This is a genomic window from Pseudomonas sp. S35 (assembly GCF_009866765.1).
Lineage (GTDB): Bacteria > Pseudomonadota > Gammaproteobacteria > Pseudomonadales > Pseudomonadaceae > Aquipseudomonas.
In genome coordinates this window covers 1588857-1600836 of sequence record NZ_CP019431.1, presented here as the reverse complement: position 1 = coordinate 1600836, position 11980 = coordinate 1588857, and the positions used below count along the sequence as shown (strand labels likewise).

The following is an 11980-nucleotide window of genomic DNA, read 5'->3' as shown; positions in this document are numbered from 1 at the left end:
AAAAGCCACTCTAGACTGAACCTTCACTCACCCTTGAAGGAACAGCACCATGAAAATCCTACTGATTGGCGCCAGCGGCACCGTCGGCTCGGCAGTCAAGGCCGAACTGGCTCAACGTCACGAGGTGATCAGCATTGGCCGCAGCAGCGGCGACTTCCACGTGGATATCAGCGACAGTGCCTCGATCCGCAGGCTGTTCGAACAGACCGGTAACTTCGACGCCCTAGTCTGCGCCGCCGGCAGCGTGAATTTCGTGGCGCTGGGTGATATGAGCGAAAGTGACTTTGAACTGGGCCTGCGTGACAAGCTCATGGGCCAGGTCAACCTGCTGCTGATTGGCCGCGAGTACGCCAACGACGGCGCTTCGTTCACCTTCACCAGTGGCATTCTCAACCGTGACCCGATCCGTACCGGCGCCTCGGCTGCGCTGGTCAATGGCGCACTGGATGGCTTTGTGAAAGCGGCGGCAATCGAACTGCCACGAGGCTTGCGTATCAACGCGGTGAGCCCGACTGTGCTGGTGGAAGCTATGGGCAGCTACGCGCCCTACTTCCGAGGTTATAAACCTGCACCGGGCGCGGATGTGGCACTGGCCTACGCAAAAAGTGTGGAAGGCTTGCAGACCGGCCAGACATTTATCGTCGGCTAAATTCCACGACTGTAAGAATTGACTGAAGCGCGGTGACAGGCTTGTGATGCAACGCCAGCCTGAGTAACGTGGCGACACTTGCCTGGAGACCCGATAATGCTTGCCGCCCGTACCTTTGCTTTATGTGCTTTGTTTCCCCTGCTAACCGCCTGCCAGGTGTTCGAAAGCGAGCCGGCCAAACCCTCTACCGCAGGGCTGACCCGCATGCAGGGTGAACTCACGGCAGTGGGTGGCAAGCTGTTGTTCCAGCCGTGCCGTGACCCGCGCACCTATGTGATCAAGGACACCGGTGGCACCAGCATCCTGCAGGAAGCCGCGTCCCTGGCAGGCCAGCAAGGTGCACTGTTTGCGGACCTGCGCGGCAAGTTCTCCGGCGTTGCCACCGGCACCCAGGGCGAGGTGGACCTGCAACAACTCTACCGCGTAGAGCGCTCGACCTCAGCCTGTGACGACCCGGACTTCAAGCGCATGATCCTGCGCGCCAACGGCCACAAGCCGGCGTGGGCGTTGAACGTCACGGCCAAGGGCATGGTGCTGCAGCGCGAGGGCCAGCCGCCACTGGCGGTACCTTATGTGGAAGAACAACTCGGCGACGGGCGTTTCAACCTGATGACCGAAGCCAATAACCAGCACATTGAGCTGTGGGTGGCCCCGCAACGGTGCGTGGACAGCGTCAGCGGCAGCCTGCAACACATGAGCGCCGAATTGCGGATCAACGGTCAAGTCCAGCGTGGCTGCGCGGCTTTCGGTGGCTCGCGGGACGATTGATTGCGGTCTGCGTTGTTTTAGCATGACGGGAAACCTCAGTTGGGGCTTATAATCGCCGGTTTGCAAAACCGCCGGCCTCACAGAACGCCGCACACCGGATCCCGTCATGTTACGAATCACCGAACTCAAGCTGCCCATTGACCATCCCGAAGAAGACCTGCGGCCTGCCATCCTGGCGCGCCTGGGCATCGCCAGTGATGACCTGCTCGATTTCACCCTGTTCAAACGCAGCTACGACGCCCGTAAAAAGTCGTCGGAGCTGTGCTTCATCTACACCATCGACCTCGACGTGAAGGGTGAAGCCGCCCTGCTGCTCAAGTTTGCCGATGACCGCAATATCAACCCGGCACCGGACGTCAGCTACAAAGTAGTGGGCCAGGCGCCTGAAGGCCTGGTAGAACGGCCGATCGTGGTGGGTTTTGGCCCGTGCGGCATCTTCGCCGGGCTGTTGCTGGCACAGATGGGCTTCAAGCCGATCATCCTGGAGCGCGGCAAGGAAGTTCGCCAACGCACCAAAGACACTTGGGGCCTGTGGCGCAAAAGCGTGCTCAACCCCGAGTCCAACGTGCAATTCGGTGAAGGCGGCGCCGGGACCTTTTCAGACGGCAAGCTCTACAGCCAGATCAAGGACCCGAAATTCCACGGCCGCAAAGTGCTGCACGAGTTCGTCAAGGCCGGCGCGCCGGAAGAAATCCTCTACGTCAGCAAGCCGCATATCGGTACGTTCCGCCTGACCGGCGTGGTGGAAAACATGCGCGAGCAGATCATCGCCCTCGGCGGTGAAGTGCGCTTCGAACAACGCGTCACCGACGTACTGATCGAAGACGGCCAACTGAACGGCGTGGTGGTGGATGGCGGCGAACAGATCCTCTCCAAGCACGTGATCCTGGCGCTGGGCCACAGCGCCCGCGACACTTTCCGCATGCTTCACGGTCGTGGCGTGTACATGGAGGCCAAGCCGTTCTCGGTGGGCTTTCGCATCGAACACCCGCAATCGCTGATCGACGCTGCGCGCCTGGGCAAATACGCCGGGCACCCGAAACTGGGCGCCGCCGACTACAAACTGGTGCACCACGCCAAGAATGGCCGCTCGGTCTACAGCTTCTGCATGTGCCCTGGCGGCACCGTGGTGGCGGCCACGTCCGAGCCGAACCGCGTCGTGACCAACGGCATGAGCCAATATTCGCGTAACGAGCGCAATGCCAACTCCGGCATCGTGGTCGGTATCACGCCGCAAGTGGATTATCCGGGCGGACCGCTGGCAGGTATCGAGTTGCAGGAACGCCTGGAGTCCCACGCCTACATCCTTGGCGGCAGCAACTACGAAGCCCCGGCGCAATTGGTGGGTGACTTCATCGCCGGCAAACCGTCCACCGCGATCGGCAGTGTGGAGCCGTCCTACAAACCCGGCGTGTCCCTCGGCGACCTGGCCCTGGCGCTGCCGGACTTTGCCATCGAAGCCATTCGCGAAGCGTTGCCGGCCTTTGAAAAACAGATCAAGGGCTACTCGCTGCACGATGCCGTGTTGACCGGTATCGAAACCCGCACCTCGTCGCCGCTGCGGATTACCCGTGACGAGTCGATGCAGAGCCTGAACGTGAAGGGCCTGTTCCCGGCCGGTGAAGGCGCAGGTTATGCCGGTGGCATCCTGTCGGCGGGCGTTGATGGGATTCGGATTGCCGAGGCGTTGGCGCGGGATATGCTCGGCATCACAGCCTGAGAACACCGCACATTGAATGTGGGAGGGGGGCTTTCCCCCTCCTCCATTTGCCTTTGCGTCGGGTCAGATATTCGCGCGCAGGACGCTGTCCGGCAACGGCTCGCCGCGCTCCACACTGGCCGCAACGGCCGCAATCAACCCTTCCAGTTGATACCCTTGCCCCGCCAGCCACGCCTGATCGTAATAGGTTGTTGCATACCGCTCGCCGCCATCACACAAGATCGCCACGATCGAACCTGACTCCCCCGCCGCCTTCATCTGCTGCGCCGCCGCCAGTGCGCCAATCAGGTTGGTCCCGCTGGACCCGCCGACCCGCCGCCCCAGCCGCTCGGCCAGGTAATGCATGGCGGCCAGTGACAGCGCATCCGGCACCTTGACCATCGCGTCGATCACCGCTGGCAAAAACGACGCCTCGACCCGTGGTCGCCCAATACCTTCGATACGCGAACCACAGTCCAGGCGCAGGCTGGAATCGCCCGTCTGGTAAAAGTCAAAAAACACCGAACGCTCAGCATCGGCGCACAGCACGCGGGTGCAGTGCTGGCGATACCTCACGTAGCGCCCCAACGTCGCGGTGGTGCCACCGGTGCCGGGGCTGGAAATCAGCCAGCTCGGCTCGGGATGCTGCTCAAAGCGCATCTGCTGGAAGATCGACTCGGCGATGTTGTTGTTCGCACGCCAGTCGGTGGCACGCTCGGCGTAGGTGAACTGGTCCATGAAGTGACCGCCGCTTTCCTGCGCCAGGCGTTCGGATTCGGCGTAGATCTGTGTCGGATCCTGTACCAGATGGCTCTTGCCGCCATAGAAGGCAATCTGCGCGATCTTTTCCTGGGAGGTGGTGGCCGGCATCACCGCGATAAACGGCAGGCCGAGCAGGCGTGCGAAGTAGGCTTCGGAAATAGCCGTGGAACCGCTGGAGGCTTCGATCACCGGCGCCCCTGGCTTGAGCCAGCCGTTGCACAGTGCGTACAGAAACAACGAACGGGCCAGTCGATGTTTCAAACTGCCGGTGGGGTGGCTGGACTCGTCCTTGAAGTACAACTCGATCCCCGGCAATCCCGGCAACGGTAGCGGGATCAGGTGAGTATCGGCGCTGCGCTGGAAGTCTGCTTCGATAATGCGAATGGCTTCGCGGGCCCAGGGACGTTGGTCGCTCATGATGGCGTTCTCTAAGAATTTCAACGTCAATCTTAGGATTTTTCCTACACTCGACACAGATACAGTAACGACTCAATTGGACACACAATTCACAGGCCCTAGCGCAACCCTGAACCCGCCCCTTGCTTATAACAAATAAGAATATAACTTTTGTTTTAACAACTAACGGTACGGGTTAGGGTACCCACCTATTGAATCCGGATTGGAGAGCATCCCTTGGCTCTGCGTAGCACATTCACCCGTTTCTTCCAGCTGGAAGCGGCCAGCGGCCTGTTGTTGATCGCCGCCGCCGCCCTGGCACTGATCATCAACAACTCACCGTTATCGCACCTGTACGGCGCATTTCTCGACGTACCGGTAGTGGCACAGATTGGCGCGTTGAAAATCGACAAGCCAGCCTTGTTGTGGATCAACGATGGCCTGATGGCCCTGTTCTTCCTGTTGATCGGCCTGGAGGTCAAGCGCGAGCTGCTTGACGGCCACCTGTCCAAACCGTCGCAAGTGGTACTGCCTGGCGCAGCGGCCATCGGCGGCATGGTGGTGCCGGCGCTGATCTACTGGGCGATCAACAAGGACTACCCTGCTGCCCTTTCCGGCTGGGCGATCCCGATGGCCACCGACATTGCCTTTGCACTGGGCGTGTTGGCGCTGCTGGGCAAACGCGTGCCGGTGTCCTTGAAACTGTTCCTGATGACCCTGGCCATCATTGATGACCTGGGTGCGATCATCGTCATCGCCGTGTTCTATTCCGCCGATCTGTCCGGTGCAGCCTTGGCTGGCGCAGGCGCCTGCCTGGTGGCCTTGATCGCGATGAACCGCCTTGGGGTGATCAAGCTCTGGGCTTACCTGATCGTCGGCCTGATCCTGTGGGTGTGTGTGCTCAAGAGCGGCGTGCACGCCACCCTGGCGGGCGTAACCCTGGCGTTCTGCATTCCGATGCGCACCAAGAATGCCGAGCCCTCGCCGCTGCTGACCCTCGAACACGCCCTGCACCCGTGGGTGGCCTACGGCATCCTGCCGCTGTTCGCCTTCGCCAACGCCGGCGTGTCACTCACCGGCGTCAGCCTGGAAAGCTTCACCCACCACGTGCCCCTGGGCATCGCCGCGGGCCTGTTGATCGGCAAGACCATCGGTGTGTTTGGCCTCACCTGGCTGGCCATCAAGACCGGCCTCGCCTCTCTGCCCAGCGGCGCCAACTGGGGCCAGGTGTTTGGTGTGGCGATCCTCTGCGGCATCGGCTTCACCATGAGCCTGTTCGTCGGCTCCCTGGCGTTTGTGCCAGGCGCCAGTGAGTTTGCCGGAGAAGATCGAATGGGCATTCTGACTGGGTCGATATTGGCGGCGTGTATTGGGTATGTGGTGACGGCGATGGCGAGTCGTAAAAAAGCCTGACCCTCCTGAAACAGCGCCCACAAAAAACCCCAACCGGTTACCCGGTTGGGGTTTTTCTTTGCGTGCGGCTTACCGCTTAACGGGTAACGCGGCTAGTACCATCCACCGTCATGATGCGCACACGGTCGCCAATGCGGAAGATTTCATTCTCCTGCACGGCCTGAACGTAGGCGCGCATGCTGCCGTCGTCTTCGCGGACGGTGATTTCCACGCCTTGGGTGCGGGTCAGGCCTTCTTCGGTGGCAGAGCCCAGCAGGCCACCGGCCACGGCACCGATCACCGCAGTCACAATGCTGCCACGGCCACCGCCGATGGCACTGCCGCCAACGCCGCCGATGACTGCGCCAGCAGCGCCGCCGATTGGGGTTTTAGTGCCTTCGATTTTCACCGGACGCAGGGATTCGATGGTCCCCATGCGCACGCTCTGTACACGACGCGCTTCATCACGGGAGTACGAATCGCCGGTCAGACTCGACGCGCAGCCACCCAGCAACAACGACAAGGTGGTAAAGCAGGCAACCAGTAAAACGGACTTACGCATAGCATCAACTCCAAAGGACAGGTGTTCATTAGACGCTGCAGCGTGGCGCCTGTCACGGCAAGCACCGCAGAAAATTGCTTTCATTCAGCCTGAGTACAGACTGCCAGCACCAGAAAACTCGACTAACGGTAGCGCAGTTCTTGTGCCAAGAGATTTCACGACGGTTTCATCATTGTAGCCGCACAGCCGCACGCGACCGACGCCTCTTCCATAGAGACGTCGGGGCTGCGAACAACATTCAGGTGAAGTGACGAAAGGTGACGCTCAGGGCGCCAGGCGCTCGCGGGTCCACTCGGCCCCTTGCAAGCGGTAGTTCAGGCGGTCATGCAGGCGGCTGGCGCGGCCTTGCCAGAACTCGATACGCTCCGGCAGCAGACGATAGCCACCCCAGTGCTCGGGGCAGTCGGGCTGGGTATCGCTGAAACGCTGTTCGGTGGCCTTGAGCAGGCCTTGCAGTTCTTCACGGTCACGAATGACCTGGCTCTGCGGGGAAGCCCAGGCGCCCAGGCGGCTGCCCAAAGGCCGGACCTGATAATACGCGTCCGACTCCTCAGGCGTGACCTTGACCACCCGCCCTTCGATGCGCACCTGGCGCTCCAGGGTCGGCCAGAAAAACGTCATGGCCGCAAACGGCTGCGCCGCGAGCTGCTGGCCCTTGGCGCTCTGATAGTTGGTGAAGAAGGTAAAGCCCTGCGCATCCAGGCCCTTGAGCAGCAGGATGCGGCAGTGCGGGCGACCGTCCTGGTCGACCGTGGCCAGCGTCATGGCATTGGCTTCCACCGGTGGTTGCTCGGTTTTCACCGCATCGGCAAACCACTGGTGGAACAACGCAAACGGCTCGCCCGGGGCCTGGGCCTCGCTCAAACCGTCCCGTGTGTAGTCACGGCGCATATCGGCCAGTGCCTGGGTCATGCAGCTTTATCCTTCTGGTCAGCAGATCAGTTTTTTGCCTGGTCGTTCGCCGGTGCAGCGGCCTTGGCCTTGGCAGGGGCGGCTTTCTTGGCAGCTGGCTTGGCCGGCGCTTTTTTAGCGGCCGGCTTGGCGGCAGCTTTCTTGGCAGCCGGGGCTTTCTTCGCCGGCGCCTTGGCGGCCGGAGCCGGTGCAGGCACGTTCTGCACGGCAACCATTTCAGCTACCGGCGGGGTCTTGCCGGAGTTGTACTTGCTCAGCAGCGCCAACATAGTTGTACGCTGAGTGAACATAATTTCCATGCGACGGTTCAGCGCACGGCCCTGGGTGCTGTCGTTCGCGGCACGTGGCATCAGGTCACCCATGCCGCGCAGCATCAGGCGGTCTTGCTTCAAGCCGCTGAGGCTGAAGATCGAAGCGATGGACTGTGCACGCTCCTTGCTCAACGCCTGGCTCGCCGGGGCGGTACCGGTGGCGTCAACGTGGCCCAGGACCAGTACGGCGGTCTTGGGATCGGCTTCAACGGCCTTGGCAACGCGAGTGAACGGGCCCAAGGTAACCGGCAGCAGCATCGCTGGACGTTTCGGGTTGTAGGAGCCATCGACCGGAGCGATCACCACGAGCACGTTGTCGCGGCGTTCCAGTTGCAGGTTGCTGTCCTTGATGGCAGCGCGCAGGCGCGGCTCATAGTCGTCCAACCAGGCCTGGGTGATTTTCGGGTCAGGCATCGGCACGTTGGTCACGTCGACCTTGGACAATGGCTTGGGTTTGCTCTCGAACGGCCACCACCAGTGGGTTTCACTGTCGGTCTTGGCGACGGCAGGTGCCGCATCAGGTGCCGGAGTAGCGGCCTTGAGGTCGGCTTTCAGGTCTGCAGCCTTGGCATCGGCGACCTTTTCATCGGCACTCTTGGAGGAGAAAGGCCACCAGCTGGAGCCGGTATCAGCCTTGGCTGCCGGAGCAGGCGCAGCAGCTACAGGTGCGGCTGGCTTGGCACCAGCGGCGGGTTTGGCGTCTGGCTTGGCATCGGCTTGGGTCACTGCGTCCTTGGTAGCGGCCTTATCAGATCCAAATGACCACCAATGCCCGCCCTCGGCATCATTCTGTGGAGTTTGTGCGCAGCCAGTAATGGTGAGGCAAAGCGCCAGTGCCAAGGACTTGTTCGATAACATGAGATATCCACAAAATGAGAAAAGAAACGGGGGTCTGGATGACCCGTTAAACAGACGCTTACAGAACTTTAAAGTTACAAAATTTCGTTCAGCGCCTTCTTATAGTTGCCTTTGTAACAAAAAAACGTGAAACAGCAAGGGGTTTACAGACAACCGGCCAATATTCCGACCAACTTCTGTGCACGGGGATCCATAAGTACATAAGGCCCCAATGTATTAGTCACGAAACCAAACGCTACATCATGCTCAGGGTCGGCAAAACCCACCGAACCGCCCGCACCGGGATGCCCGAAAGCACGCGGGCCAAGGCCGAAGGTGGCGTTGGGCAACTGTGGTTGATCCAACATGCAGCCCAGCCCAAAACGGGTTTGTGTCAATAATGTTTTATCCGGCCCGATACTGTGTTCGCGGGTCAACTCTTCAAGCATGTCGGCTTCCAACAAACTACCGTCCAACAAACCACTATAAAAACCCGCCAGACTGCGTGCATTACCGTGACCATTTGCCGCTGGCTGCTGCATACGCCGCCATTCGGGCTTATTAGTGCTGGTCAGAATAGACGGTGGATTGGCAAATGCTCGCGTGGTCATGGCGGTCGGTTCACGCATCATTACTTGCAGTAAGCGTTGCGCGGCTTCATCGCCCATATTGCCTTTGCTGCGCGCTATATGTGCAACGCGATAAAACTCTTCATCCGCCAGGCCCACATGGAAGTCCAGCCCCAACGGCCGCGCCACCCGCGCCACAATCGACTCCCCTGGCCCACGCCCATCGGCACGGCGCAGCAATTCGCCGACCAGCCAGCCGTAGGTGATCGCCTCGTAGCCGTGGCCCTGGCCTGGGGTCCACCACGGGGCTTCGGCGGCCAGGGTGTCGACCATCAATTGCCAGTCGTACAGGGCTTCGGTGGGCAGCATCTCGCGGATCGCCGGCAACCCGGCCTGGTGGCAGAGCAACTGGCGCAGGGTGATGGTTTCCTTGCCGGCAGCGGCAAATTCCGGCCAGTAGCGGGCCACTGGCACATCCAATTGCAATTTGCCTTCGGCTACCAGTTGCAGGGCCGTGACGGCGGTAAACGTCTTGGTGCAGGAAAACAGGTTGACGATGGTGTCGCTGTGCCAGGCCTCGGCGCCGTCCTTGTCGGCGGTGCCGGCCCAGAGGTCGACGACGGTTTCGCCGCCGATCTGGATGCAGAGCCCGGCGCCACGCTCCTGCGGGTCATCGAACAACGCGGCAAACGCTTCACGTACCGCTTCGAACTGAAGTTCGTAATGACCCTGGATCTGCACGTAAGCCGCCTCGAAAAACACCGTGAAAAGTGGCGGCCATTGTTCCAGCCCTTGTGGGTTTTGTGAACCCATCAACGCTCAATCAATGGCCGTTTCCGGCGTGCCCACCGGCATGCCCGGCGCCCTGCCCCGGGCCTTTGCCTTCATGCCCGGGTTTGCCGCCTTCGCGTTCATGCGCCGCGCTGACAGCCTTGGCCTTTTGCGCTTCCTTGCCCAACTGATCCACCGCCGCCAGGTTGCTTTTACGCACGCTGTCGACAAACCCCTGGAAGGGCACATCGGTGATGCCCACCAGGCCGAAGTGACCATTCTCGCCGTCCAGCAAACGCCCGGTCACGGGTTGGTCCAGGTATTGGAACCAGTGCACGCCGACAATCGACGGCTCGGCCAGGGCTTGCTTTAGGAAGTTGGCATAGGCCGCGCCACGGTCCTCTTCCCTGGCCAACTGGGTCACTCCGCCCCAGAACGGGCCACGGTCGGCCGAGCCAAAGTTGAATTCAGTGATCAACACCGGTTTATCCAACGCGCGCAATGCGGCGAAGTCGTAACCGTCCTGAGGCTTGAGGGTGTACATATTGAAGCTCAGCACATCGCAATACTGCGCGCAGGACGCCACGGCTTCCGGGGTGCTGATCGCGTAGCGTCCACCCAGCAGCAGTTGGTTGGGTGCGTGCCACTTGAGCGAGTCGGAAATGGTCTTGAAGTAAGCATCGGCAAACGTCTTCTGGAAGTATTTGAAGTCAGCTTCGATTTCCGGGTGCTCAGGGCTGGGCATCGGTGGCTCGAAACCCGGATCTTCCATCAACTCCCAACCGGCCAACTCGATGCCCCAGGCTTTCGACAGGCCCTCTTCGTTGCGGTACTTGTCTCGAAGTTGCTTGAGGAACGCACGCTTGGCAGGCACGTCGGTGGTCATGCGCAGCGTGCCGTAGGCCAAGGCGTAACGTGATTTAGGATCATCACCGGGGCCGGCCCAGGCCAGTTCGTTGTCGGCAAAGAAACCGATCAACCACGGGTCGTCGCGATGATCGCGGGCAGCAATCGCAACGGCGCGCTCGGTGGCCATCGCGAAGCGCGGGTCGAACGGGTCGGGCATGCCGCCCCACCAGTCGGTACCGGTGCTGATGCTGGCGTAATCGCCGACGATCGACAGCGGCAAGGTGTAAGGCACACGGTCGGCCGCGGCCAAGTCCTCGTCACTCCAGTTACCCACGGTGTTGAAGCCCCAGGCTTGCAGGCGATCGAGGGTGTGGGTCACCCAGCGCTTCTGGTCGAAGCCTTCGCCGCCGTAAGCACGCTGCAGGTTGGCGCCGTAGAAATCGTACCAACGCCCGGCACCGAAGCTACGACCCTCACCCGCGCCGTTGCCAGTGCGGTTATCGCCACTGCCGTAATACTTGTCAAAGGGCTCGTCGGCCTTGGGCAGGGCGGCAAACATCCATTCACGACCGGCCACGTAGGTCTGGCTGTTGTCCGGGGCAACGGTATTGACGCCCAGGGAATAGAACGGATGCCCTTGCGGCGTCACCAGATACCAGCGGCCATCACGTTTCTCGGTGTGGAAAAAACCGCTGGCCTTGAATGCAGGGCCTTTGTTCCAGCCACCAAACTTGTCCAATGCGGATTTATCCCGCTCGGCCAGCCAGCCCTGGAGCTGCTGTTGCTCCTTGGCGACGGCGGCCTTGAGCTGTTCGTCGCTGCTGACCTTCTCCGGCCAGCGCGCGCGGGTGGACTGCCCGTAAGCGTCCACCAGTTCGCTGTAGGCGGCCTTGAGCACCGGCTCACTGTCCTGCACGCCAAAGCGTTCCAGCAGAATGCTTTGCGCGGCGTTGGGCTTGAGCATCGACAGCGTCACCGAGACCACCTGGCTGCGGTCGACTTCCCCGGCACTGGCGGCCAGCAACACACGCTGGCCCTCCACGGTGATCGGCATCGGCGGGCCGGCCTTCATGCCCTGGCTCAACGGCGAGTTGGCTTGCAGCGGGATGAGCAAGGTCTGGGCCGGACCGGCCGGCAAGTCGATGCGGCTGACCAGGGTCTTGCCGTCACTGCTCTGCACCTTGACGTAGAGCGTCAGCGCCCAGTCCATAGCACTTTGGATGCGCAGGCTCATGGCGCTGGACTGCGACCAGTCCCACACGCCAGCCTGCGGGCTGAGCACCAGGCTCGGTTCAGCGGCAGGGTTGAAGGTGATGCGGCGCAGTACCTCGCCTTCAGGGGTTTGTTCGGCGTTGTATTGCGGCAGGCTCGCGTCCTGGGTCGCCACCTTGACCACATCGGCAGGCCGGACGAAGTTGAACAGGGTTTGTTGCCCGGCGGGCGCAGCCATCAAGGGCGCAGCGAACAGCAGGGCAAAAAGGGCGGGCAGCGTGCGAATCATAC

Annotated in this window: 10 protein-coding genes; 4 read left to right on the top strand and 6 right to left on the bottom strand. The window is 61.3% G+C overall.

Annotation, left to right across the window (positions count from 1 at the left end; all coding sequences use genetic code 11):
* Positions 1-49: 49 nt before the first annotated feature.
* From PspS35_RS07160 to PspS35_RS07150, 3 genes are all read left to right on the top strand, one after another.
* Positions 50-649: a short chain dehydrogenase gene (locus PspS35_RS07160; RefSeq protein WP_159933332.1), complete on the top strand. Its 600-nt coding sequence runs from the start codon at positions 50-52 to the stop codon at positions 647-649.
* 96 nt (positions 650-745) lie between these two features.
* On the top strand, positions 746-1417 hold the full coding sequence (locus tag PspS35_RS07155) for a hypothetical protein (RefSeq protein WP_159933331.1): 672 nt from the start codon (positions 746-748) through the stop codon (positions 1415-1417).
* 106 nt (positions 1418-1523) lie between these two features.
* Positions 1524-3137: an NAD(P)/FAD-dependent oxidoreductase gene (locus PspS35_RS07150; RefSeq protein ID WP_159933330.1), complete on the top strand. Its 1614-nt coding sequence runs from the start codon at positions 1524-1526 to the stop codon at positions 3135-3137.
* 63 nt (positions 3138-3200) lie between these two features.
* On the opposite strand, the gene PspS35_RS07145 is transcribed toward PspS35_RS07150, so the two are convergent.
* Entirely contained in the window at positions 3201-4295 is a 1095-nt protein-coding gene (locus tag PspS35_RS07145; RefSeq protein WP_159933329.1) for a PLP-dependent cysteine synthase family protein, read from the bottom strand.
* Between the two features lie 216 nt (positions 4296-4511).
* Here PspS35_RS07145 and nhaA point away from each other — a divergent pair, with 216 nt between their 5' ends.
* The gene (gene nhaA, locus PspS35_RS07140; protein ID WP_159933328.1) at positions 4512-5687 is read left to right on the top strand and encodes a Na+/H+ antiporter NhaA; all 1176 of its coding nucleotides are present in this window, start codon (positions 4512-4514) and stop codon (positions 5685-5687) included.
* A gap of 76 nt (positions 5688-5763) precedes the next feature.
* On the opposite strand, the gene PspS35_RS07135 is transcribed toward nhaA, so the two are convergent.
* The 5 genes from PspS35_RS07135 to PspS35_RS07115 form a co-directional block, all read right to left on the bottom strand.
* Positions 5764-6228 (bottom strand): glycine zipper 2TM domain-containing protein, encoded by a 465-nt coding sequence (locus PspS35_RS07135; protein WP_026136695.1) that lies wholly within the window; start codon positions 6226-6228, stop codon positions 5764-5766.
* Positions 6229-6492: 264 nt separating this feature from the next.
* Positions 6493-7140: a pyridoxamine 5'-phosphate oxidase gene (gene pdxH, locus PspS35_RS07130; RefSeq protein WP_159933327.1), complete on the bottom strand. Its 648-nt coding sequence runs from the start codon at positions 7138-7140 to the stop codon at positions 6493-6495.
* A 26-nt stretch (positions 7141-7166) separates the two neighbouring features.
* A complete protein-coding gene (locus PspS35_RS07125; protein ID WP_159933326.1) occupies positions 7167-8309 on the bottom strand; it encodes an OmpA family protein in 1143 nt (380 codons plus the stop codon).
* A 143-nt stretch (positions 8310-8452) separates the two neighbouring features.
* Positions 8453-9598, bottom strand: coding sequence for a serine hydrolase domain-containing protein (locus PspS35_RS07120; RefSeq protein ID WP_159937996.1), 1146 nt, complete (start codon positions 9596-9598; stop codon positions 8453-8455).
* Between the two features lie 82 nt (positions 9599-9680).
* Complete coding sequence (locus PspS35_RS07115; RefSeq protein ID WP_159933325.1) at positions 9681-11978, bottom strand: beta-galactosidase; 2298 nt, start codon at positions 11976-11978, stop codon at positions 9681-9683.
* Positions 11979-11980 lie beyond the last annotated feature (2 nt).

Bases quoted from the DNA above. Each gene is read 5' to 3' on its own strand.
- PspS35_RS07160 (WP_159933332.1), top strand. From the start codon at position 50: ATGAAAATCCTACTGATTGGCGCCAGCGGCACCGTCGGCTCGGCAGTC.
- PspS35_RS07145 (WP_159933329.1), bottom strand. From the start codon at position 4,295: ATGAGCGACCAACGTCCCTGGGCCCGCGAAGCCATTCGCATTATCGAA.
- PspS35_RS07115 (WP_159933325.1), bottom strand. From the start codon at position 11,978: ATGATTCGCACGCTGCCCGCCCTTTTTGCCCTGCTGTTCGCTGCGCCC.
- pdxH (WP_159933327.1), bottom strand. From the start codon at position 7,140: ATGACCCAGGCACTGGCCGATATGCGCCGTGACTACACACGGGACGGT.
- PspS35_RS07150 (WP_159933330.1), top strand. From the start codon at position 1,524: ATGTTACGAATCACCGAACTCAAGCTGCCCATTGACCATCCCGAAGAA.
- PspS35_RS07135 (WP_026136695.1), bottom strand. From the start codon at position 6,228: ATGCGTAAGTCCGTTTTACTGGTTGCCTGCTTTACCACCTTGTCGTTG.
- PspS35_RS07155 (WP_159933331.1), top strand. From the start codon at position 746: ATGCTTGCCGCCCGTACCTTTGCTTTATGTGCTTTGTTTCCCCTGCTA.
- PspS35_RS07125 (WP_159933326.1), bottom strand. From the start codon at position 8,309: ATGTTATCGAACAAGTCCTTGGCACTGGCGCTTTGCCTCACCATTACT.